This window comes from Rhizobium changzhiense, assembly GCF_013087625.1.
In the GTDB taxonomy this organism is placed as follows: Bacteria; Pseudomonadota; Alphaproteobacteria; order Rhizobiales; family Rhizobiaceae; genus Rhizobium; species Rhizobium sophorae.
In genome coordinates, this window is sequence record NZ_JABFCQ010000003.1 from 222,330 (window position 1) to 244,971 (window position 22,642).

Annotated in this window: 17 protein-coding genes and 2 pseudogenes; 16 read left to right on the forward strand and 3 right to left on the reverse strand. The window is 60.9% G+C overall.

Annotated elements, in window-relative coordinates; genetic code table 11:
* Positions 1–159 precede the first annotated feature (159 nt).
* Positions 160–651 (forward strand): GNAT family N-acetyltransferase, encoded by a 492-nt coding sequence (locus tag G9X68_RS16165; RefSeq protein ID WP_171603249.1) that lies wholly within the window; start codon positions 160–162, stop codon positions 649–651.
* Positions 652–734: 83 nt separating this feature from the next.
* Here G9X68_RS16165 and fhuF read toward each other — a convergent pair whose 3' ends face one another.
* The 3 genes from fhuF to G9X68_RS16180 all read right to left on the reverse strand — a co-directional run bounded on the left by fhuF (position 735) and on the right by G9X68_RS16180 (position 4,670).
* Positions 735–1,517: a siderophore-iron reductase FhuF gene (fhuF, locus tag G9X68_RS16170; RefSeq protein ID WP_171603250.1), complete on the reverse strand. Its 783-nt coding sequence runs from the start codon at positions 1,515–1,517 to the stop codon at positions 735–737.
* 8 nt (positions 1,518–1,525) lie between these two features.
* Entirely contained in the window at positions 1,526–3,697 is a 2,172-nt protein-coding gene (locus tag G9X68_RS16175) for a TonB-dependent siderophore receptor (protein ID WP_171603251.1), read from the reverse strand.
* A 397-nt stretch (positions 3,698–4,094) separates the two neighbouring features.
* Positions 4,095–4,670, reverse strand: coding sequence for a TetR/AcrR family transcriptional regulator (locus G9X68_RS16180; protein WP_171603252.1), 576 nt, complete (start codon positions 4,668–4,670; stop codon positions 4,095–4,097).
* Between the two features lie 104 nt (positions 4,671–4,774).
* Here G9X68_RS16180 and G9X68_RS16185 point away from each other — a divergent pair, with 104 nt between their 5' ends.
* The 15 genes and pseudogenes from G9X68_RS16185 to G9X68_RS16255 all read left to right on the forward strand — a co-directional run bounded on the left by G9X68_RS16185 (position 4,775) and on the right by G9X68_RS16255 (position 22,447).
* Entirely contained in the window at positions 4,775–5,461 is a 687-nt protein-coding gene (locus G9X68_RS16185; RefSeq protein WP_171603253.1) for a glutathione S-transferase family protein, read from the forward strand.
* 100 nt (positions 5,462–5,561) lie between these two features.
* Positions 5,562–6,533 carry an alpha/beta fold hydrolase gene (locus G9X68_RS16190; protein ID WP_171603254.1) on the forward strand — a complete coding sequence of 324 codons (972 nt, stop codon included), beginning with the start codon at positions 5,562–5,564 and terminating at the stop codon, positions 6,531–6,533.
* 177 nt (positions 6,534–6,710) lie between these two features.
* The gene (locus G9X68_RS16195) at positions 6,711–7,136 is read left to right on the forward strand and encodes a MarR family winged helix-turn-helix transcriptional regulator (RefSeq protein ID WP_171603255.1); all 426 of its coding nucleotides are present in this window, start codon (positions 6,711–6,713) and stop codon (positions 7,134–7,136) included.
* A gap of 68 nt (positions 7,137–7,204) precedes the next feature.
* Positions 7,205–8,098: an NAD(P)H-binding protein gene (locus G9X68_RS16200; RefSeq protein WP_171603256.1), complete on the forward strand. Its 894-nt coding sequence runs from the start codon at positions 7,205–7,207 to the stop codon at positions 8,096–8,098.
* Positions 8,099–8,213: 115 nt separating this feature from the next.
* Positions 8,214–8,982, forward strand: a pseudogene (locus tag G9X68_RS16205) (SDR family NAD(P)-dependent oxidoreductase).
* A gap of 544 nt (positions 8,983–9,526) precedes the next feature.
* Positions 9,527–10,549: pseudogene (locus G9X68_RS16210) on the forward strand (ketopantoate reductase family protein); the annotation flags it as partial.
* A 58-nt stretch (positions 10,550–10,607) separates the two neighbouring features.
* Positions 10,608–11,177 carry a TetR/AcrR family transcriptional regulator gene (locus G9X68_RS16215; RefSeq protein ID WP_171603257.1) on the forward strand — a complete coding sequence of 190 codons (570 nt, stop codon included), beginning with the start codon at positions 10,608–10,610 and terminating at the stop codon, positions 11,175–11,177.
* Positions 11,178–11,189: 12 nt separating this feature from the next.
* Complete coding sequence (locus G9X68_RS16220) at positions 11,190–11,792, forward strand: 2-hydroxychromene-2-carboxylate isomerase (protein ID WP_171603258.1); 603 nt, start codon at positions 11,190–11,192, stop codon at positions 11,790–11,792.
* Between the two features lie 201 nt (positions 11,793–11,993).
* Positions 11,994–13,391 carry an FAD-linked oxidase C-terminal domain-containing protein gene (locus G9X68_RS16225; protein WP_171603259.1) on the forward strand — a complete coding sequence of 466 codons (1,398 nt, stop codon included), beginning with the start codon at positions 11,994–11,996 and terminating at the stop codon, positions 13,389–13,391.
* 132 nt (positions 13,392–13,523) lie between these two features.
* A complete protein-coding gene (locus G9X68_RS16230) occupies positions 13,524–15,857 on the forward strand; it encodes a molybdopterin guanine dinucleotide-containing S/N-oxide reductase (RefSeq protein WP_171603260.1) in 2,334 nt (777 codons plus the stop codon).
* Positions 15,858–16,113: 256 nt separating this feature from the next.
* Positions 16,114–17,766, forward strand: a complete 1,653-nt coding sequence (locus G9X68_RS16235; protein ID WP_171603261.1) for an ABC transporter substrate-binding protein — start codon at positions 16,114–16,116, stop codon at positions 17,764–17,766.
* 37 nt (positions 17,767–17,803) lie between these two features.
* A complete protein-coding gene (locus G9X68_RS16240; RefSeq protein ID WP_171603262.1) occupies positions 17,804–18,814 on the forward strand; it encodes an ABC transporter permease in 1,011 nt (336 codons plus the stop codon).
* A complete protein-coding gene (locus G9X68_RS16245) occupies positions 18,811–19,659 on the forward strand; it encodes an ABC transporter permease (protein WP_171603263.1) in 849 nt (282 codons plus the stop codon). The genes G9X68_RS16240 and G9X68_RS16245 overlap by 4 nt, the downstream gene beginning before the upstream one ends.
* Positions 19,638–21,368, forward strand: a complete 1,731-nt coding sequence (locus G9X68_RS16250) for a dipeptide ABC transporter ATP-binding protein (RefSeq protein ID WP_171603264.1) — start codon at positions 19,638–19,640, stop codon at positions 21,366–21,368. The genes G9X68_RS16245 and G9X68_RS16250 overlap by 22 nt, the downstream gene beginning before the upstream one ends.
* Positions 21,365–22,447, forward strand: a complete 1,083-nt coding sequence (locus G9X68_RS16255; RefSeq protein WP_171603265.1) for an LLM class flavin-dependent oxidoreductase — start codon at positions 21,365–21,367, stop codon at positions 22,445–22,447. Before G9X68_RS16250 ends, G9X68_RS16255 begins: the two co-directional genes overlap by 4 nt.
* The last annotated feature ends 195 nt before the right edge of the window (positions 22,448–22,642 follow it).

A 22,642-nucleotide genomic window follows, 5' to 3' on the forward strand; every position in this document is an offset into this window, starting at 1 on the left:
CCTGTACCTTTTTACAAATGGAAAATCAGGCTCTGTCGTTGCTGGCCGGTTCGGTCTCGGGCTCCTTTTTTGAGCTGAAGTACACGATTTGATTGCAGTGTCTATTTTAAGGTGATAACAGGAGTCAAGTTTAAATCGACCGAGCGGAGGCGAGAAAAAATGGGAAGAACAGTTGAGATCCAGACCGGCAAGGCGGACCTCTGCCGATCGATCATGGGGGCTTTGCCCGACTGGTTTTCAGAACCCGAGGTCATCGAAGCGAGCGCCCAGGCGATCGAAGACCTGCCGGTGTTCGGCTATGTCGAAGCGGATGTCGTAACCGCGTTGATGGCCTTGAAGCCGCACCCGCCCGGCGCCGTCGAGATCGCGCTGATCGCGACACGACCCGAACATCACGGTCGCGGCGCCGGACGCCATCTCATCGATGCGGCCGAACGTTTCGGCCATGAATCGGGTGCGCGGCTGCTGACGGTCAAGACGCTCGCCCCGCGCGGCCTCGACGAACCCCAGTTCGAGGCGACGCGGCGCTTCTATGACCGGGCCGGATTTGTGCGGGCGGAGGTCTTTGCAAAGCTCTGGCACGAGGACCACCCATGCCTGTTTATGGTCAAGCCACTCGCCGGCGTCCAGGCAGGTGAGACTACGCTTTGAGACGAGGGAACTTTCTGCTTGGCGCGCATTGGCAATAACTGGTGCGCAGGGTACCCGTCTCTGCGCGCGGTGGACGATAGGAGCTAGTGGCGCCCCTCCGGCAGCGGGCAGGCTTCGCCGCAGCCACCGACGCCCGGCAGGTTATAGCGCAGGCAGCAGACTTTCCGGCGCACGAATTCGAGCCCGCATTGCTGGCGCGCAATGCGGATCATGCCGAACATCGGGTTACGCCCGCCGCCCGGCCATTGAGCTTCTTCCAGCAGCGCCAGGCCGCCTTCGACGAGGACAGGCTCATGGCGATGAGCGATCTCTTTCAGAATCCAGGAGAGATAGGCCGCAACATTGTTCCAGAGAAGCTTCGGTGCGACGCCGGCGTTGGCGGCGATCGCCGCGATGACGGGCTCGGCGTGACCGAGCATCAGCCGGTGAAGCTCGCCGGCCGGGTCAGTCGTCACCCCCGGCCTGCCGGACAACACGAATGCTTCCGGCTCGCCCGTATGCTCATTGCAGACGAGCGAAAGCCGGTCGATCTCCAACGACAGCCCGATCCGGTGCACGAACATATGGACGCTGGGGGCAATCGTCAGCATGCTAAAATAGTAGAGCGTCCACATCGAGACGATCGCGCGACGGTCGCTCCCCGGAAATTTTTGCGCATATCGGCCAATGATCTCGTCGAAGATCGCTCGGTCGCAAAGATCCCTGCAGGAAACGACGATGCCCGTCTGCGGGAGAGCGCTGAGCAGCTTGCCGCGGCAATAGGAGAACGGGCTGTCGCCCACCAAGCCGTCGAGGTCGACGGCCTGGTGGGCGACAGGATGGTCAGCGATCAAGGTCGAGCGCTGGAACGCCCCATTTGTCTCCATTGCCGAGCTTACCACCGGTATTTCAGGGTGCCGGTCATGTTGCGGCCCTGGCCGAGATAGCAAAAGCCCTCTTCGCAAACTGTTTCGCGCTCATCGGCGATGTTGCGGATGGCAAAGGCTGCCGTCAGGCCCTCGTATTTCTTGTCGACCGCGCCGAAATCATAGGAGGCGGATGCATCGACATAGAAAGTCGCAGGATTCTTCGAGGTGTTGGCCACATCCGTCCAGGTCTCACCGATGTAGCGCACGCCCGCGCCGACCGACAGACCGTTGAAGGGATTGCTTTCCTGGAAAGTGTAGTTCGCCCATAGGCTCGCAATATGGGTCGGGGTGATGGCCGGAGTATTTCCGACGTTGTTGCCGCCGGTCACTTCGGAGTCGTTGTAGGTATAGGCCGCAATAATATCGAGACCGTCGGCGATCGCCGCGCGGGCTTCAAGCTCGATACCCTTTCCGGTCACCTCTCCCTGAGAATCGTAGGCAAATGTCAACGGGTCGGCGAGCCTCGGTTTATTCTGCTCGACGATGTGATAGGCGACGGCCGACAGCAGGATATCCGAGCCGGGAGGCTGGTACTTCACGCCGACTTCGTATTGCTCGCCCTTCGTCGGCGGAAGAATTGTGTTGGTAGCCGATCGGTTGGTGACCGGATCGAAGGAGGTCGCGTAGGAAACGAATGGCGCGATGCCGTTGTCGAAGAGGTAAAGCGCGCCTGCCTGTACGGAGAAGGCATTCTTGTCGACCTCCTCCGAGCTGACCGAGGGCAAGGTCGCATCTCGCGTCTGGTTCACCCAGGTCTGCCGGCCGCCGAGGTTGAAGCGCCAATTTCCGACCTCGATTTGGTCCATGGCGTAGATGCCGACCTGCCGCATGTCGGCATCGGAAGCCAAGACATTATAATCCGGCGTAGCGCCTGAGACTCCATAGGTCGGATTGGTGATATCGAAGTCGAATGCCGGATCGGCAACTCCGGCGCCATAGCCAAAGCTCGACTGGAGATTCGTGTAGTCGAGCCCGAACAGCATCGTATGCGCAAGCGGGCCTGTGTCGAATTTCGCCTCCAGTTGATTATCGACCTGGAAAACATTCATGTCGTCCCGGATCGCATTCGTGCCACGATGCGCGACTGTCCCGGTCCAGCTGGTAACGCCGAGGTAGCGAGCCTCCAGATCGAGGTGCGAATAGCGCAGGTTCTGCCGGAAGGTCAGGCCGTTGTCGAATTCATGCTCGAACTGATAGCCGACCTGCTGCTGCTTGACCTTCTGGTAATCATAGTCGGGATCGCTCGCCCTGATATCGAGGATCCTGCCATCCAAGGTCGTGATGGCGCCGACATTGGAGTCGGTCTCATCTGCCTGCGCCAAGCCGTAAACCGTGAAGGATGTGCCCTCGTCAGGCTTCCAGGTAAACGACGGCGCTAGCAAATAGCGGTCGTCGGCAATATCGAAGTTGGTGTCGCCGCGGCGGGCGACGCCGACGATGCGATAGAGAAAATCCTCGTTGTCTTCGCTGATCGGTCCGCCGAAATCGAACATCCCCTGCACCCGATCCTCGGTGCCGTAGTTAATGCCGACTTCGCGGATCGGCTCCTCGGTCGGAAGCTTCGATATCTTGTTAACGAGGCCGCCCGGCGAACCAGAACCGTAAAGAACGGAAACCGGTCCCTTTATCACTTCGACCCGCTGCAACTGATAGGGTTCGGTGCGGAACATGCCGTAATTGATATAGGGCTGGCGCAATCCGTCGCGATAGTCACCGACCGTCGTGGCGTTGTAGCCGCGAATGTAGACCTGGTCGAAACGCGGATCGAAGCCGCTCGTTCCTGTCGTCACGCCGGCCGAATAGCGCACAGCCTCGATGACCGTCTGCGCGCCGCGCTGCTCGATTTCCTTCTCCGTCGTCACCGAGATCGAACGCGGCGTCTCGACGAGCGGCGTGTTGATCTTGGTTGCAGCCGAACTGTTCTTGGCAGCAACGGACGTCCGGTCAGTCTTGCTATCAGAGGATGCGCCTTGAATGACGATCGGTTCCAACGCCGTCGCGCCGGCATCTGTGGACGCGCTCTGGGCTGAGGCCGGCGATGCTGCAATGCCGATCAGGACGATCGCTGTCGTGAGAAACAGGCTATCTCTATAAATTCGCGATACATTATTAGAAACATTCAAAAAAACACGCGCCATTGCTTGGTCCCTACGTCACGGATGCGGGCGGAACCTATGGAGCGAAATTGGCCTTGTCAACATAAGATGATTATTTTAGTCACCTTTTAATCGATAAAATCCGCATCTGCGATACTCCCGAACAGGTTGCACGTAGGATCGAGGCCTCGTAACGTTCTCAGCGGGTTGCCAGCGGAGGCGGTTCTGTGTGCGAGAGAGCAACTGCGGACCGAGGAGGTCTGTATGGGGATCGAACTGACGATCTGTATATTTTGAACCACGGCCCGCGGTCAGCAGTATCAACTGACTGAGTAGGATGGGTATTTCGACCGCAGATGCCGCTGAAGTGCCTCGCCGGATAGGTCGGCCGGCGGACTTGCGCAAAAACCATCGCCCTCACATTAGAGCCGCCGGCCAATTACGGGATGAGACCCGTGGTCCGATAGGCCCGAATCGTCCGGTCATAGATGCCGATGTCCCGGCAACCGCGCGCGACCAGCTGCGCGCCTTCGATAGCAGCAAAGATCGCCATCGCGCACTCCTGCAGATCTTGCTCACCCGTCGAGGGCCTTGCGCGTGAGAGGATCTGGGTGAGCCATCCGACGTTCATCTCCGCGAATCTATCGACCTCGGTTCTGACCTCCGCAGGCAGGTCGTCGAGTTCCGCGCTCATGATGCCGCACAGGCACATGCGATTATCGTTGGCCAGGGCGGCGCGAAAGATCGCCGCGTATCTGTCCATACACCAACTCGCATCGTTGGAAGTGGCCAGCAGTTCCGCCAGGTAGGCTGCGCCCTCCTCGGTATAGCGACGCGCCAACGCGGCGCCGAGATCGCCCTTGGTTGGGAAATGATAATGCACGCTGGCGCTTTTGATCCCGACCTCTTTCGCGAGTTCACGAAAGCTCAGCGCGTTGTAGCCATGCGACTGCACCGTCGCTTTTGCGGCGGTCATGACCGCCTCGCGCATATCCGTTTTGGTTTTTGCCATCATCGATCCATACCTATCACTCGATAGATAGTTGTTGACGGTCGAAAAGGGAAGAGATATCTCTGAACTGTGATCTATCTATCGATAGACAGATAAGGAAGTCTCTCATGAAAATCTTCGATCGCCCCGGCTTTCCCAATCCGGCCCGCATCCGCATCGTGCTTGCCGAAAAAGGGCTCGAACCGCAGGTCGAGTTCGTCTCCGTCGACCTCATCGGCGCCGAACATAAGCAACCCGCCTTCCTCGAAAAGAACCCTTCGGGCGTGCTGCCGGTGCTCCAGCTTGAGGACGGAACCTACATCAGTGAGGCGACCGCCATCACCGAATATCTCGACAATCTCGACGGCGATCCGCGGCTCACCGGCAAGACGCCGAAGGAAAAGGCTGTCATCCACATGATGCACAAGCGGGCCGAGACCGAGCTGCTCGATGCGATCGGCAACTACTTCCATCACGCGACGCCCGGCCTCGGCGCCGAGCTGAAAGTGTTCAAGAGCCCGGAATGGGCTGGCCGTCAGGACTGGGGCAACCGCCAGCGCGATAAGGCGCTAGCCGGCATGAAGTATTTCGACACGGTGCTGCAGGATCGTTCGTTCGTCGCCGGCGATGCATTCTCGATGGCCGACATCACGGTGTTTGCCGGGCTGATGTTCGCGGACGCCGCCGGCATTTCCATCCCTGACGATCATTCCGCGCTGAAGTCCTGGCGCGCGAAGGTCTCTGAGCTCCCGAGCGTCAAGAATCGCAGCGGCCAGATGTTCGTCACCGAGGATCTGCGCAGGCTCGGCTTCTAATCCTCCACACGAAAGCGGTTAGAACACCGCACCGATGCACCCAACCACATTCGCCAATCACGCCGCTCTCCATGTGGCATCATTCTCACGGAGTTTCCTCATGTCTACAATCTCAACACCCGATAGCGCTTCCCGCCGAAACCTGCTGAAAGGCGCCGCCATCGCCGGGGTCGGACTTGCAGCGGCTGGTGCCGGCGCAACCCCCGCCGATGCAAAGACCCCCGCGCCTGTCCGCGCCGGCAAGGCCACAGGCGACCGCCTCGTCACGAAAGACGGCACCAGCCTCTATTTCAAGGACTGGGGCACCGGGCCGGCCGTGGTGTTCAGCCATGGCTATCCGCTCTCGTCCGACGCCTGGGAAGACCAGATGTTCTTCCTGCTGCAGAACGGCTACCGCGTCATCGCCCACGACCGTCGGGGTTTTGGGCGGTCGAGCCAGCCGTCCGGCGGCTACGACTACGACACCTTCGCCGATGATCTGGCACAACTGGTCGAGGCGCTCGATCTGCGCGAGGCGACCCTCGTCGGTCATTCGATGGGCGGTGGCGAGGTCGCACGCTATATCGCCCGCCATGGCCAGAGCCGCGTCGCCAGGGTCGCTTTCGTTTCCTCGGTGACACCCTTCCTGCTCAAGACCGCGACCAATCCGAACGGCGCTCCCAAGGAGCTGTTCGATACATTTCGCGCCGCCGTGCAGGCAAACCGGTCGCAGTGGAATCTCGACGTGACCACGCCGTACTACAGCTTCAATCGTCCGGGCGCGCATGTGTCGGAAGGCCTGCGGGAGAGTTACTGGCGTCAGGGACAGGCAACCGGGTTTCTTGCCGCCTATCATGCGCTTGGCGCCTTCTCGGAAACCGATTTCCGCGACGACCTCAAGAAGATCACGGTTCCCGCCCTGGTGGTCCACGGCAGCGACGATCAGATCGTGCCGCTGGAGATATCTGCGAAGTTGACCGCCGGGCTCGTTCCGCATGCCAAGCTTATCGTCTACGACGGCGGCTCCCATGGATTGCTGCACGTCGATAAGGACCGCTTAAACGCCGACCTGCTGGCGTTCCTTCGCGGCTGACGCTACCGTGTTCAAAAGGCCGGGGGGGCGGGGTGTAGCCCTGCCCCCCGGTCTTTGAGAGCCCTCAGCGTGCGAGGATCGGTTCAGAGGTTCGGGACGTTGCGGGTCTGTGACCCTGTCAATCGAGCGGAGAGGTTCGCGCTTGACGCTGTGCAATTACACAGTTAAGTGTACGCCATGCCGACGCCAACTGGTCCCCATCTCTGTTACGCCCTCGCTGCCCGCCAAAACGCGCGGCATCTGAGCCGTCTTTACGACAATCATCTGGCGCCCGCCGGTCTGTCCGTCTCGCAGTTCTCGATCCTGTCGCTGCTGGAAGCCTACGAGACTCTCAAGATCACCAAATTGGCGCAGATGCTGAGCATGGAACGCACGACGCTGGTCCGCGCGCTGAAGCCGCTTCAGGCGGCCGGGTGGGTTGTGGCCGGTAGAGCGGATAGCAGCCGCTCCTTCGATGTCGGGCTCTCCCGCTCCGGCCTGGACAAGGTGGCGGAGGCCGTGCCCCTTTGGAAAGAGGCCCAAGCCGCATTTGAACGGGAGGTCGGACAGGACCGCGCCGTGCGCATGCGCGATGAAATCCTGGAGCTCAACCTCGGCGGGTAGTTCCCTTTTTTTACCCAAAAGTGTGTAATTACACACATAATGACGCAGCCACACACAAGGAGATAGAAATGACTGACACGTTCCTCGTTGCCGGCGCGACCGGTGAGACCGGCCGCTACACCGTCCAACGTCTGCTCGAAAATGGTCATGCCGTCAGGGCTATGGTCCACAAGGAGGACCAGCGGGCCGAGGCGCTTCGCTGTGACGGCGCGGAGGTCGTGGTCGGCGACCTCTTCGAGCATGACGACGTTATCCGCGCCGTCGCCGGCACCGCCGCCGCCTATTTCTGCTACCCCGTCCGTCCCGGCATCATTCAGACGACGGCATATTTCGCCGATGCGGCCAGGCGCGCCGGCCTCAAGGCCGTGATCAACATGTCGCAGATCTCCGCGCGCGAAGACTCAAAGAGCCATGCGGCGCGCGATCACTGGATCGCCGAGCGGATCTTTGACTGGTCGGGCGTTCCGACCGTGCATCTGCGCCCGACCTTCTTCTCGCAATGGCTGCTCTACCCGTTTGCACGCAAGACCATCGTCGAACAGAGCATCATCGATCTGCCCTATGGCGCCGGCCGTCATGCTCCGATCGCTGCTGAGGATCAGGCCCGGCTGATCGCCGCGCTCCTGGTAGAGCCGGCCGCCCATATCGGCAGAACCTACACGCTCCATGGACCGACCGAGCTCGACCAGCCGGGCATCGCCGCGGCGATCGGCGAGGTGCTCGGCCGCAAGATCAGCTACCGGCCGCTGACCATCCCCGCCTATCGCGTGCGCCTCGAAAAGTTCGGCTTGCCCGAGTTTCTGATCCAGCACTTCTGCGCGATCGCCCTCGATTACCAGAACGGCATCTTCTCGGGCGCCGACAAGATCATCGCCGAAGTGACGGGCGTGCCGCCGATGACCGTTCAGGACTTCGTCGCGTCGCACCGGGCCGCCTTCAATACTCTGGACGCGGCGGCGTAAGCCGCTCCGGTGCGTTGCCCAACGGAAATCACTGGGTCGGAAGCCGGCTCCGTCCAAGACGCTGGTGGCGGCGCGATGAACGCGCCGCCCGGCCAATCTTTCCAGGAGAAGCAAGTTGAACATCGACCTTTCAGGTAAAGTCGCCCTCGTCACAGGGTCCACCGAAGGCATCGGATTTGCCATTGCCCGTGGGCTCCATGAGGCGGGCGCAGCAGTCATTATCAACGGCCGCACCCAGCCGAAGGTCGATGCAGCGCCTCGGTAGCCGTGCGCGCGGTCATGCGCTCGACCTCGCCAGCGCTGAGGGCTGTGACGCCATGATTCGGGCCGAACCTGCGCTGGACATCGTCGTCAGCAACCTCGGCATTTTTCAGCCGCTGGATTTCTTCGAGACCGACGATGTGATCTGGGACCGCCACTGGCAGGTCAACGTCATGGTAGGCGTGCGGCTGGCTCGCGCCTACCTTCCGAAAATGGCTGCCAAGTCGTGGGGGCGCTTCATCTTCCTCGGTTCGGAATCCGCCTTCAATATTCCCATTGAGATGATCCACTACGGCGTCAGCAAGACCGCCGACGTTGCGGTTGCGCGCGGTCTTGCCAAGCGCATGGCTGGAACGGGAGTGACGGTGAACTCGGTGCTACCGGGCCCGACCATGTCCGAAGGCGCCGCCGAGCTGCTCAAGGGGCATGTCACCGCCGAGCGGTCCTTCGAGCAAGCCGGCATCGACTTCGTCAAGACACATCGCCCGACCTCCATCATCGAGCGGCCGGCAACTGTCGAGGAGGTTGCGAACATGGTGGTCTACGTCGCGTCCCCCCAGGCGTCCGCGACGACGGGTGCGGCGCTGAGAGTCGATGGCGGCGTCGTGGACTCGCTCGTCTAGCGCCCGATCGAAACGCGCGCCCCGCCGGTCCTCCGATCAACCGAGCGTCTGGCGCGGGCCGGAAGTCTCGCCGCGAGTGGTCTGTCCGGGCAACGCAAGTCGGATCGGCTGCAGCGATGCGCGTTCGGAAAGCATTCCAGCCGGTGGGTGCTAACGCGTGACTTTTCTCGATGGCGGTGACGAGACAGGCTGGAAGGGTGTACGGACCGTGGGCATGGTTTCGACCTGGCTGCGATCATGTGGTCTCGAAACGCGGGCTGGTTCCCTGGTCGCATGCCCGTCCTGATATAGACTTTGTGAGGTGCCGATGCGGGTGACGGTCTTGATGAGGATCGAACCGAGGGCAGCATGCTTCTTATTCCACGGTCGGCGGAGATTAAGGTGGCCGTAAAACGTCCAGATTCCAAACTATTTTCTACGAAATGAAGAGAAAGAGAACGACCTGTCTTTCTTCAATCCATTTGCGTGCCTATGCTTCCAACGTGGGTTTGTCGACCTCCACACATCAGTCCGCATTGGTCATAAATCAGATTTGAGAAGAGAGATGACACGATACGTTATCGTGGGGGCAGGCGCGGTTGGTGCGAGCCTCGCTGCGCAGTTCGAACTTTCCGGCATCCCATATGCGCTCGTCGGACGCGGCGCGCAGATCGGCCATATAAAGAAGCATGGTCTGAACTACCAGCGTCCCTCCGGCAAGCGACAGATCGGGCTTAACGCTTTCGACGTCAGCGACCCGCCCGAACTGACCCTCGATGATATCCTGTTGTTGACGGTCAAAACTCAGGACGCGGCAAACTCCCTGGCCTCCTGGTCATGGCGTCAAGTGTCGGATTCAGCGGGTGGAACGGCTGCCGGTCTCCCGGTCGTCACCTTTCAAAATGGCTTGGCGACAGAAGCAATTGCCCTCAGAACTTTCGCCAGGGTGTATGGGGTTAGTATTCTGACGCCAGCGCGGTTTACCGAAACGGGCTCCGTTGCAGTGGCGGGTGATCCGCAGGTCGGCGTGGTCACCATAGGGCGTTTCCCATCGGGTTCTGATGAAACAGCCGAGCAGATTGCGGCGGACCTCAACCGCGCTCATTATCTGGCGGAAACCAGCAATGATATCCGCCGTTGGAAATCAGCCAAACTTCTACACAACGTTCGAAACGTCTTGGAATTGTTCGTTGGGGCCGAGGATGTCCGCGTCTCAATCGCCGATGCGCTGGTCAATGAAGCTCGCCAAGTTCTAGAGGCTGCCGGTTACAACCTCGCCTCACCGTCTGAGCGGACCATAGATCTTTCAGGATGGCGCATAGCTCAGGACAGTGGCATCCGTCCCGGTCAACAATCGACTTGGCAGAGTTTTACCACAGGCGCTTCGAGTGAAGTCGATTTTCTCAACGGCGAAATCGTCCTGCTTGGTCGTTTGCACAATATTCCGACACCCTACAATGAGGTCGTCCAGAATCTTGCAGGCAGATTGGAGCATCAGGGCGGCTTCACGGAAGCACTGGCGCTTGACGCAATTCAATCACTTGTCGACAGGCCCTATCAAGGCAGCAATACCGGTCTCGCCGCAACGACCTTATGTGTCGCCTTCCAATTGTTCAACGATGCAACCACCAACCTGAAGCGATCCAATGAGAGAACCCATATCAGATCAGATCCTCACCGCAGCCGGCGGGCTATTTTACAGCGAAGGTATTCGGGCTGTTGGGATAGATCGCATTATCGAAGAAGCGAAAGTTGCAAAAGCAACGCTATATCGACACTTCCCGTCCAAAGATCATCTTGTTGCGGCCTATCTCCAGGATCGCCACGAACGTGTTGTTCGCTCCTTGCAGGAGGCCTTGGACGCGACCGGTGCTCCGAGAGACCAGCTCAGAGTTATTTTCGAGCGCCTGTATGAAAAGGCTGACAGCCCGGAGTTCCGGGGCTGCGCATTTGCTCTTGCGGTGGCCGAGCATGGCGACTCAGAACGCGTCGTATCCGTCGCCCGAACGCATAAGAAGGCCGTGAGCGACATCTTCCGCGCCATTATCTCCAAAGCCGAATTGGGGCCTGACCATACTGCTGCTCATCTATCGCTTCTTTATGAAGGCGCGCTTGCGACGGTGGCAGTCGGACGTGATCCAACAGCGGTTCTCGTCGCCCGAGACTGCGCACTTTCTGTATTCGACGCCGCGATCCCACACGACCGGACATCCTGAGAGCACCAGAATATGACAAAGATCATTGACTATTTCTTCGGCATTGGCTCGCCATGGGCCTTCATCGGTCTGGAGCCATTCGCGGCACTCGCTTCCGAACAAAACGCGACGATCCGCCCCTATGTCATCCCCCTGATTGAGGATAACGGCGCCATCTATTCTCGTAACCGGCCGGAGGCCCGTCGCGCTTATTGGACGAAGGATCTCAAGCGTTGGGCGGCCGTCCGGGGCAAAACGCTGAACTTCGAAAACCGTGCAGCCCTTTCGGACCCGACGCCGGCAGGTTTCATGATCCTTGCCGCCATCGATGCGGGAGAAGACTGGCTCAGGCTGACGAAAGCGCTACAGGAGGCCTTCTGGTTGCGCGGAGAAAATATCGGTGACGCAGAGGTCCGTCGCGCGATCGCGGATGCCGCGGGCTTCGATGGTACAGCGTTGGATGAGCGTGCCCAGAGCGACACCGTGTTGTCGATATGGAAGGCCAATTACGAGATCGCCAAGGACGCCGGTGTGTTTGGGCTGCCGACATTCCGTTATGAGGACGAGCTTTACTGGGGCCAAGACAGTCTGCCCTTCCTCGAACGTCATCTCAAGGGCGCAAAACTGGTCGCCTGATCCTGTCGTAAAATCGGGGTGCGCCCGCGCGAACGCAGCCGGGGGCCGCAAACCTCAGATCGCAATTCCGGGGTTTCTCATGTCTCTTTGCTTACCGGGTTCCCTGGTCTCCACCGAATGGCTGGCGATGCATCTCGATCATCCTGGCCGCGTCATTCTTGACCGCTCGTTCAAGACACCGATATCGCGTGGAGCCGACAAGTGAGCGCGCTCTCCCCTGCCCTTACCGAGGCGCTGCACGACCGTTTCGGTGATCGCTTCTCCACATCGCAGCCCTTGCGGGAACAGCATGGCCGCGGTGAATCCCACCACGTCGCCGCGATTCCGGATGCGGTCGTCTTTGCGGAAAACACGGAGGAGGTCGCGGCAACTGTGCGGCTCTGCTCGGTTGAAGGCGTGCCGGTCATCGCATTCGGCGCCGGTACCTCGCTCGAGGGCCATCTGACCGCGGTACGGGGCGGTGTTTCCATCGATCTCTCCCGTATGTCGCAGGTCGTCCGCATCAGCGCCGAGGATCTCGATTGCACGGTTGAGGCTGGCGTGACCCGCGAGCAGTTGAACACGCACCTGCGTGACATGGGCCTGTTCTTCCCTATCGATCCGGGCGCCAATGCCTCGATCGGCGGCATGGCATCGACCCGCGCATCAGGCACGAATGCCGTGCGCTACGGAACCATGCGCGAAAACGTCTTGTCTCTAACCGTCGTTCTGCCGAGCGGTCAGATCATCCGAACCGGTGGGCGGGCACGAAAGTCGTCGGCCGGATACGATCTGACGCGGCTCTTCGTGGGCTCGGAAGGAACCCTCGGCATCATCACTGAGGTGACGCTTCGGCTTTATGGCATTCCGGAAACGACCTCGGCCGCGCTCTGCTCGTTCGAGAATGTCGAACAGGCGGTTGCTGCGGCCATCGCGGTCGTGCAGCTCGGCATTCCGGTCGCGCGGATGGAGCTGATGGATCGCGGTCTGATTGCAGCCGTCAACGCTTATTCGAACCTATCCTTGAAGATCGAGGACACATTGGCCTTCGAGTTTCACGGCTCTCCGGCCAGCGTGCAGGAACAGATAGAGATGGTCGCCGGCATCGTCGGGGACAACGGTGGCAAGGACTTCGAGTGGGCTACTACGCCGGAAGAACGCAACCGCCTCTGGAAGGCGCGTCACAATGCGTTTTATGCCGTCGTGTCCCAGCGTTCGAATGCCAAAGGCTGGTCTTCCGACGTCTGCGTGCCGGTATCGCAGCTCAGCGCCTGCATTCTCGATACACGCGAACTGCTGCGGAGCTGCAGCGTGCCGGCCGCGATTCTCGGCCATGTCGGCGACGGCAACTACCATGTTGTCTTCGCTGTCGATCCGACGAACCAGGCAGAACTCGATGAGGTCGCCGCCATCAACAAGAGGATGGTGGAATATGCGATTTCAGTCGATGGCACATCGACGGGCGAACATGGGGTGGGCACGGGCAAGATCAAATATTTGCGTCAGGAACACGGAGATGCCGTGGATCTCATGGCGGTCATCAAAAATGCCATCGATCCGAAAGGCATCATGAATCCCGGCAAAATTCTTCCGGACCATGGTTCACCGGCTACTGCATAATTCCTTAAATCGGGAATCGATTTAGGGATAAAATTATGCAGCATTTCAAAGTGTTACAGCATCCTTGGCACGTCTTGAAAGACGTACGGCGCTGTACTCTGAAAACGGCTTGATCACCGAGGATATCGTCAGATGAAAAGCTTCAAGACCCACAGTTCCCATTGGGGCGTGTTTTCAGGCCGATACGAAAACGGAAGACTTGAAGTCCGGCCTCATCCGGGCGATCCGGATCCTTCGCCATTGCTGGGCAACATTCCGGCGATCGCCCATAGCCCTATGCGGATCAAGCGGCCGGCGATCCGGCGCGGCTGGCTCGAAGGCACGCCGGATCACGCGCAGAATCGCGGAGCGGACGGCTATGTCGAGGTCAGCTGGCCGCGCGCAGCCGAGCTTGTCGCAAAAGAACTGCAGCGCGTTTACGGAAACTTTGGCCCGCAAGCGGTGTTCGGGGGATCTTACGGCTGGTCGAGTGCCGGACGCTTCCATCATGCACAAAGCCAGATCCACCGGTTTCTCAATGTGCTGGGTGGTTATGTCAGTTCCGTCAACACCTACAGCTCCGGTGCTGCAATGGTCATCCTCCCGCACGTGTTGGGACCATACGATCATTTCGACCGCAAGAGCGTCACCTGGGATGCTATCGAACGGAGCAGCGAACTGATCGTCGCCTTCGGCGGAATGGCGACCAAGAATGCGGATGTCCATGGTGGGGGCATCAGCGCGCATATCGTGCGCCAAAAGTTGAACGGCGCGGGCGTCCGCGGCGCCCGCTTCATTCTCGTCAGCCCGCTGAAAGACGATTTCCCCGCTGAGGTGAATGCGGAATGGCTGTCGATCATACCGGGCACAGATGTCGCGCTGATGCTCGGCCTTGCGCATGCGCTCGTCAGTGCAGGACTGCACGACCGCGGATTTCTCGAGAACTATACGATTGGCTACGAGCGTTTCGAGGACTATCTGCTCGGTCGGACCGACGGTGTCGAAAAAAGCCCGGAATGGGCTTCCGGCATCTGCGGAATCGGCGCCGACCTGATCATTGATCTAGCGCGGAGTATGGCAAGCGCCAGAACGTTGATTACCGTCAGCCATTCCCTCCAGCGAGCTGACCATGGCGAGCAGCCGGTCTGGATGGGCGTCGTGTTGGCCGCAATGCTCGGGCAGATCGGACTGGATGGCGGCGGCTATTCGTATTCCCTCGGCGCCTTGGGGAATATCGGCAAGGGCCAACTTGGCGTTCCATTGCCGACGCTGAGCCAGTTCAAAAATCCTGTGGCGGATCTCATTCCCGTCGCGCGTATCGCCGATATGCTCCTCAATCCGGGCGACGCATTCAACTATAACGGCCAGGCGATGCGCTATCCCGACATCCGTCTCGTCTATTGGGCCGGAGGCAATCCGTTCCATCACCACCAGGATCTCAACAGGTTGCGGGCGGCGTTCAAGAGACCGGAGACCATCATCGTGCATGAGACGGCCTGGACGTCGTCTGCGCGTCACGCGGACATCGTGCTGCCGGCGACGACCACACTCGAGCGTGACGATATCGGTGCGGCGGACCGCGATCCGCTGATGGTCGCCATGAAGAAGCTGATCGAGCCGGTCGGCGAAGCGCGGGATGATTATGAGATCTTCTCCGAGATAGCGCGCCGTCTCGGCAAATTCGAGGAGTTCACCGAAAATCGCACCAGCCGGGAATGGCTGTCCGCCTTGTTCGAGACTACGCGCGCGGCACTCATAGCCGGTGGACATGATGCTCCGGACTTCGAGACGTTCTGGGATCGGGGCGAGCTGAGCCTTCCGCTCAAGACCGACGACGGCGGTCCGGCGCGCGCCTTCAGGCAGGATCCGGCGGCATTTCCTCTTAGGACGCCATCCGGAAAGATCGAGATCTTTTCGCAGACGATCGAAAGCTTCGGTTACGACGATTGCCGCGGCCATCCGCGATGGTATCCTCCCGGCGCGAAGGCTGGGGCCGACGAGAGCCGATACCCGCTCCATCTGGTCTGCAACCAGCCGCATCAGCGGCTGCACAGTCAGTTGGACTACGGCGATTTCAGCCGTTCCACCAAGATCAAGGGCCGGGAACCGGTTCGCATCAACCCAGCCGACGCGGCCGAGCGCGGTATTTCGGATGGCGACATCGTCAGGCTGTTCAACGCCCGCGGCAGCTGCCTTGCGGCAGCGGTGATCAGCGAGGAGGCCCGAAGGGGCGTGATGCAGCTTGCGACGGGCGCATGGTTCGAGCCGGACGACCCGACCGCCGAGAAGTCCATGTGCGTCCACGGCAACCCGAATATCCTCACTCGCGACGTCGGAACCTCACAATTGGCCCAAGGCTCGACCGGACAGCTTACCAGGGTGGAGGCGGAGCGGTTCGCCGGCGAAGCGCCTCCGGTGCGGATATTCGAGGGAATGAGCTTCGCAGACAATGCTGACAGCTCCGGCACGAGGGCCGGCGACCGATAGATTGGCTTTCACCAAACATCGGCGCGGCCTATCGAGGGGTCCTCGGCTCCGGCGGCTATGATCGACGGGCCGGCCGAAAAACGCCTCGCCGCCAAGGATCGCGACAAGCCCGGAAAAGCTGATCCTCACACACCTAGAAACTGGACAAAATAATCCATAAATTTAGTAGAAAAAGAACAACTGGTCTTTCTCCCTCCTGTTGCCCTGCTTAGGCTAAGCGTCGTGATCTCCTCGGCAAACAATACAGGACCGCATTATGATCGAACGCTTTTCCCCGTTGTCCCTTCCCCGGCGTCGTCTGCTGATCGCCACCTCTGCGCTGGCAATCGCCGCCCTGGTGGGAACGGCGGAGTTCAATCCGGCTCTTAGTGCCGATAGCCCACATAATGGCGGTGACATCACCTTCCTTATCGACTCGCTGGGCGATACCTGGATCCCGAACAACAGCGCGATTTCTAGCTTCCAGGGCCACATCTGGGGCCATGTGACCGACAAGCTCCTTTACGTCGATGCAGACGGCAAGGTCAGCCCCTGGATCGCCGAACGTTGGGAGCAGAACGACACGGCCACCGAGTTTACTCTGCACTTGAAGAGCGACGTGACTTTCTCCGACGGCACCGCGCTCGATGCGTCGGCCGTCGTCGCCAACCTCGACATCTGGTACGCCGGCCGCAAGAGCGAAGGCATCAACCCGATTGGTCTCTTCCCGAAGACCTACGACCATGCCGAGGCGGTGGACGCGACCACAGTGAAGGTCTTCTTCAAGGCGCCGACGCTCGGCTTCATCCCGACCCTCGGCTATCACGGCTCGATCCTCATCTCCCCGAAGACCCTCGCGCAGCCCGCCGCCCAGCAGGCCGACCTCAGCAAGACTTCCGGCAGCGGCCCCTACGTGGTCGACTCGTGGAAGGAGGGCGACTTCGTCAAGCTGGTCAAGCGCAAGGATTACAACTGGGGTCCTCCCGCCGTCGGCCACACTGGCCCGGCTTTTCTTGACTCGATAACCTACAAGCTGGTGTCCGAGCCCTCGCTGCGTGTTGCCGCTGTTCAGTCGGATCAAGCCGACGTCGCTTATAACGCTTCGCCGCAGGAGTTGGAGTCTCTCAAGTCAGAGGGCTTCACCATCGCGACACCACGCTATCTCGGCTTTGTGAACGGCTGGGCTGTTAACACCAAGCTTGCGCCATATGATGACGTAAAAGTCCGCCAGGCCCTACAGGCAGGTATCAATCGCCAGGAGATCATCGACACCGTCTATACGCCAGACTGGAAGCTCGCGACCTCGTTCATCCAGAGCAACGTGCCGGGTGCGACCGACCAAAGCGATCTGCTGGCGTATAATCCCGAAAAGGCCGAGAGGCTGTTAGATGAGGCTGGCTGGACCAAGGGCGCCGACGGCATCCGCACGAAGAACGGCCAGCCGCTGGTGCTGACGCTGCATTCCAACCCCTACCTCGCAACCTCGAAATCGGTCGACGAGCTCATCGCCCAGCAACTCGGTAAGATCGGCTGGAAAGTCGCTATCCGTGCCTACGATGTCGTCACCTTCGGCCAAAAGGTCAAATATGGCGGTCCGGCTGTGCCGGCCTACGAGGTGACGCGCAGCTTCATCGACGCCGGCACTGTCGCCAGTATCCTGACGAACGCCAACAACGGCGAGAACTGGTTCGCCCTCGACGAGAGCGACAAGACGCTCAACGAGTTACGCGACAAGATCGCCGGCGCCGGTTCCATCGAAAGCCGCAAACCGCTGCTCGACGAATTGCAGAAATACATCCTCGAGCAGGGCTACTTCATCCCACGCACGCAGATCGTCCAACGCATCTACGTGCAGTCTCCGAAGCTCAAGGGCGAAGTCTACAACGGCGTCGCCTACGCCAGCTACTACACGGCCACGAAAAGCGAATAACCCGCAATTCAACCGAGCAAGGTAAGAAGGTGACGGTATGAGCAAAGCCTACCTAAACTACGCCGCAAAACGCCTCGTGCAGGCGATCGTCGTGATCCTGCTGGCTTATGTCTTCACCTTCGTCGTTGTCAGCATCCTGCCCGGCGACCCGATCACCAATGTCCTGAACAATCCGCAGAATGGGTTCACGCAGGAGGAGATCAAGGAGATCATCGCCGCCCAGGGCCTGGATAAGCCGATCCCGGTCCAGCTATGGACATCCTTTTCTGGCTTCGTGACCGGCGATCTGGGCCTGTCGATGCGGACCAACCGGCCCGTGTCGACCCTGATCGCCGAGGTGCTGCCGTCGACATTGGTCCTTGCTTCCGCAGGCCTCGCAGTAGCACTGCTGCTCGCGGCGGTGATCGCCTATGGCACGCAGTTTCTTCCAAAACACTTTGGCCAAGGCTTGCTGCGGGGCTTCCCGTCATTGTTCCTGTCGGTGCCAAACTTCGTGATCGGCCTGGTGCTGATCCACCTCTTCGGTTTCCAGCTCGGCGTCTTTCGGGTGATCGAGCCCGACAGCTTCTGGGCGACTCTTTTCGCTGCCATCGCGCTCGGCATCCCCATCTCTGCGCAAATCGCCGAAGTGCTCATCGCCAACCTCGATCATGAGTCCGGCCAGGAATACGCCGCCGTCGCGCGGGGTCGTGGCCTCGGGCAAATGCGCCTGTTCGCCAAACACCTGCTCAAGCCATCGTCGCTGCCGGTCATCACCGTCATCGCGCTTACCATCGGCGAACTGCTTGGCGGCTCGCTGATCACGGAGACGGTATTCGGACGCACCGGTCTCGGCAGCCTGGTGCAGCGGTCGGTGAGCACTCAGGACCTGCCCGTGCTTCAAGCGGTCGTCTCGCTGGCAGCGGTGGTCTTCGTGGTCGTCAACCTGATTGCCGATCTTGCCTACCCGCTGCTCGATCCGCGCGTCAAACTCCTCGGCACTCGCGAGCGTCGTCCAACCACGGCTGATGAAAGTTCCGTCGGCATTTCCAAGGCGGTGACCTCATGACCCTCGCCTCCACCTACTCTACCTCGCGCGTCACCGCGATCGGGCGGCTGACAGCCTTCCGCGTGCCGCCGGTCGTCGCGCTCTCTTTCGCAATCGTCGCGCTGGCGATCGCCTGGTCGCTCGCCCCGAGCCTGTTCACGAGCTATGACCCGGTCAACGGCGTTCCCGCTCAGAAGCTGCTAGGCCCCAGTGCGGCGCACTGGTTCGGCACCGATCACCTCGGCCGCGACCTTTATACCCGCGTGGTCTATGGCACAGCCTCTTCGGTCGCCAGTGCACTGATCGCCGTGGTCATCGGCGTTTTCGCCGGTGGCCTCATCGGCCTTTTGGCCGGCTTCTTCGGCGGCTGGGTGGACACCCTGTTTGCGCGCCTGGTCGACGTGCTGCTTGCGATTCCAAAATTCTTGCTCGCCGTCATCGTCGTCACCGCGATCGGCTTCGACACCACGAACGCCGCCATCGCAACCGGCGTTTCGGCGGTGGCCCTCTTCGCCCGGGTGATGCGCTCGGAGGTCATCAAGACCCGGCAGGCGACATTCGTCGAATCGTCCTTTCTGCTCGGCGGATCGCGCTGGCACATCCTGTGGCGCCACGTGCTGCCGAACGCGTCGCGCTCGGTGCTGCCGCTTGCTGTGCTGCAGTTCGGCGACTCGATCCTGGTGATCGCCAGCCTTGCTTTCCTCGGCTACGGCGACCCGCCGCCCGCCTCCGACTGGGGCCTGCTGATCTCAATCGGCAAGGATTACCTCAAATGGCCGTGGCTCGTTTACGCGCCCGCATTCGTTACGATCGCAACCGTCCTCTCCGTGAACAGGATCAGCCGATGGCTTCGCAAGACAGACTGACTGAGCTTTTCGCCCGTATTGACGCCACCGGATCGGCGCTCCCGCAATCGGCCCCCCTGCTTCGGATCGACGGGCTATCGGTTTCCTACGGACAGCAGGAAGTCGTCAGCGACGTCGGGTTTGAACTCGGCCGCGGCAAGAGCCTTGCCCTCATCGGAGAGTCGGGGTCGGGCAAATCAACGATCGCTCGCGCGGTGTTGCGACTGCTCCCCACGGGTGGACGCGCGACCGGCTGCGTCGAGTTCGACGGCCAGGAGGTGCTGGGGCTCTCGGAACGTCGTTTCCGGCCGCTGCGAGGACGCGCTATCGGGTTCGTGCCGCAAGACCCCGGCAATTCGCTCAACCCCGTCCGGACGATCGGCGCCCAGGCGATGGAGGCGGCCGCGCTCATCGACGAGCCCAACAAGGCAATCCGCAAAACGCTCATCCTGGAAACCTTCGCCCAGGTCGGGCTCGACAACCCCCAACGCGTTTACGACTCCTACCCGCACCAACTGTCCGGCGGCATGCTGCAGCGCGTGTTGATCGGCCTTGCGGTTCTTCCACGCCCGTTGCTGCTGGTCGCGGACGAGCCGACCTCCGCGCTCGACGTCACGATCCAGAAACGCATCCTCGACCTGCTTTCCAAGTTACAGCACGAGCTGGATATCAGCTTGCTTCTCATCACCCACGATCTGGCGATCGCCGCCGAGCGGGCCGATGCACTGGTGGTCCTCAAGGACGGCGTCGTCCAGGAAGCCGGCAGCACCGCTTCCGTCTTCTCCGCGCCCGCCTCGGCATATGCCAGGAAGCTGCACGCCGATGTCCCCGCCCTCAACCCCGATCGCTACCGTGCACTGCGCGACCCCGCCTTCCGTTTTCTGGGGACCAAAGCCGACAAGGCACCGAAGATCGAGGTTAGCGGCGTCACCAAGACTTTCACGGTGGACGGCAAAGTTCTGACGGCCGTCAACGACGTGTCGTTTGCCGTCCAGGCTGGCACCACGCACGCGCTGGTCGGCGAATCCGGTTCGGGCAAGACGACGGCAATCCGGCTGCTGCTTGGGCTCGAACAACCCGACATCGGCACGATCGCGGTCGCCGGCGAGCAGCTCCACGGTCGTTCGCACGAGTCGCTGCGCGCGGTATGGCGCCACCTTCAGCTCGTCTATCAGAATCCGTTCACCTCACTGGACCCAACCTGGAAAGTCGAGCAGCTGGTGCGCGAACCGCTCGACCGGTTCAAGATCGGAACCCGCGAAGAGCGGACCGCACGAGTCCGCGAAGCGCTTGATAATGTCGGACTCGGCGAGCACCTGCTTTTGCGCAAGCCGGAAGCCTTGTCCGGTGGCCAGCGCCAGCGCGTCGCAATCGCCCGAGCGCTGGTCCTCAAGCCTGATGTGATCGTGCTGGATGAGCCCACTTCCGCGCTCGACGTCAGCGTCCAGGCCGATATCGTCGAGGTGCTGCTTTCGCTGCAGGCCAAGCTTGGCTTGACCTATGTATTCGTCTCCCACGATCTGGCCCTGGTTCGCCAGCTCGCCCACACCGTCTCGGTGATGCAGCGCGGACGCATCGTCGAACATGGGACCGTCACCGACATCTTCGGAAACCCCCAGCAGCCCTATACTCGGTCGCTGCTGGAATCGATCCCATCGGGCGCCGCTGGTATCGCCCGCGCGCCACACCCGCAACCTCGGCGGATTTTCAACGAGGAAAGGATCGCATGACCATCGCTGCGCCTGTAAATCCTCAGCCCGCGTCGTTCCGCCCAAAGCAGCGGCTCGGTTTCAACACCAGGGTATCGTTCAACGACGAGACCGGACCGGCGCAAGGTCTGCGCGACGGGATCGAGTTGTTCAAGGAAGCAGAGCGGCTGGGTTACCAGTCGGGATGGGCCTATCAGCGACACTTCGACCATTACCTCTCCTCACCGCTTCCGTTCTTCGCCGCGGCCGGTCAGCACACCAAGCGTATCAATCTGGGGTCGGCGGTCATCCCAATGCGCTATCAGGATCCGATCCTGCTCGCCGAAGCGGCCGGTACGACGGACTTGCTAATCGATGGCCGGCTGGAGCTTGCCATCTCGACCGGTGCCAACGCGGCGTTCGACGCTGTGTTCGGTACGGTCGACACCGACGCCCGGACGGAAGCCAAACGCCGCCAGGCACGCTTCCTCTCAGCGATCGCAGGCGAAGTCCTCCATACTGTCGTTTCGCCGGGCCAGGGCGCTCCGCAAGGTGCGGAATTGCGTGTGACGCCGCATAGCCCGACCCTGCGCTCCCGCATTCGACAAGGTTCGGCCAGCCTGAGCTCGGCGGTGCAGGCAGCCGAACTCGGGATCGGGCTTATCTCGGGAACCGTGCAGCACGACCAGGCCGAGGGCGAGACTTTCGGGCAGTACCAGGCTCGCATTATCAAGGCGTTCCGCGCCACCTGGCGCAGGACGTGGGCAACGGAACCGCCACCGGTCGCCGTCGCCGCATCCATCCTGGTTGGGACCACCGCCGAACTTCGAGAGAAATACGCTGCCTATGACCTCGAACGTCGCACTCAGGGAATTGCCGCGTCGCGTCCCAAAGGTGCCCTCGCACCTGCCAGCCAGCCAGCCGGCGTTCAGATTTCGCCTGTCTTCCAAGGCACGCCCGATCAAGTGATCGAGGCCGTATTCAATGATCCGGGCATCGCCGCCGCGGACGAGGTCGTGCTCTTTCTGCCACCCGGCTTCGGCCTCGCCGAGAACATAAGGTTGCTGACCGATCTGGCCGAGACAGTCGCTCCAGGACTTGGCTGGTCGCCGGCCTCGTAACCCATGCACAGGCGGCTCGATACCAGCACCGTTGGAGACGGCCTGCGTCAACGCCATGACGGGGAGCGGGTCCTACTCCATCCGTCGCGATAGCGAATATTTTCTATAAAATCGATAGAAAGAGAATGACCTGTCTTCCTCGCGGCGCTGCCGCGCCTTAACGTCAATGCAATGGTCTGCAACCTGAAGGAGCTC

What these genes read in the sequence shown, in the direction of transcription:
- G9X68_RS16240 (WP_171603262.1), top strand. Translation starts at nt 17,804, where the DNA reads ATGAGCAAAGCCTACCTAAACTACGCCGCAAAACGCCTCGTGCAGGCG.
- G9X68_RS16215 (WP_171603257.1), top strand. Translation starts at nt 10,608, where the DNA reads ATGAGAGAACCCATATCAGATCAGATCCTCACCGCAGCCGGCGGGCTA.
- G9X68_RS16250 (WP_171603264.1), top strand. Translation starts at nt 19,638, where the DNA reads ATGGCTTCGCAAGACAGACTGACTGAGCTTTTCGCCCGTATTGACGCC.
- G9X68_RS16180 (WP_171603252.1), bottom strand. Translation starts at nt 4,670, where the DNA reads ATGATGGCAAAAACCAAAACGGATATGCGCGAGGCGGTCATGACCGCC.
- G9X68_RS16235 (WP_171603261.1), top strand. Translation starts at nt 16,114, where the DNA reads ATGATCGAACGCTTTTCCCCGTTGTCCCTTCCCCGGCGTCGTCTGCTG.
- G9X68_RS16255 (WP_171603265.1), top strand. Translation starts at nt 21,365, where the DNA reads ATGACCATCGCTGCGCCTGTAAATCCTCAGCCCGCGTCGTTCCGCCCA.
- G9X68_RS16175 (WP_171603251.1), bottom strand. Translation starts at nt 3,697, where the DNA reads ATGGCGCGTGTTTTTTTGAATGTTTCTAATAATGTATCGCGAATTTAT.
- G9X68_RS16220 (WP_171603258.1), top strand. Translation starts at nt 11,190, where the DNA reads ATGACAAAGATCATTGACTATTTCTTCGGCATTGGCTCGCCATGGGCC.
- G9X68_RS16200 (WP_171603256.1), top strand. Translation starts at nt 7,205, where the DNA reads ATGACTGACACGTTCCTCGTTGCCGGCGCGACCGGTGAGACCGGCCGC.
- G9X68_RS16245 (WP_171603263.1), top strand. Translation starts at nt 18,811, where the DNA reads ATGACCCTCGCCTCCACCTACTCTACCTCGCGCGTCACCGCGATCGGG.
- G9X68_RS16230 (WP_171603260.1), top strand. Translation starts at nt 13,524, where the DNA reads ATGAAAAGCTTCAAGACCCACAGTTCCCATTGGGGCGTGTTTTCAGGC.
- G9X68_RS16185 (WP_171603253.1), top strand. Translation starts at nt 4,775, where the DNA reads ATGAAAATCTTCGATCGCCCCGGCTTTCCCAATCCGGCCCGCATCCGC.
- fhuF (WP_171603250.1), bottom strand. Translation starts at nt 1,517, where the DNA reads ATGGAGACAAATGGGGCGTTCCAGCGCTCGACCTTGATCGCTGACCAT.
- G9X68_RS16190 (WP_171603254.1), top strand. Translation starts at nt 5,562, where the DNA reads ATGTCTACAATCTCAACACCCGATAGCGCTTCCCGCCGAAACCTGCTG.
- G9X68_RS16165 (WP_171603249.1), top strand. Translation starts at nt 160, where the DNA reads ATGGGAAGAACAGTTGAGATCCAGACCGGCAAGGCGGACCTCTGCCGA.
- G9X68_RS16195 (WP_171603255.1), top strand. Translation starts at nt 6,711, where the DNA reads ATGCCGACGCCAACTGGTCCCCATCTCTGTTACGCCCTCGCTGCCCGC.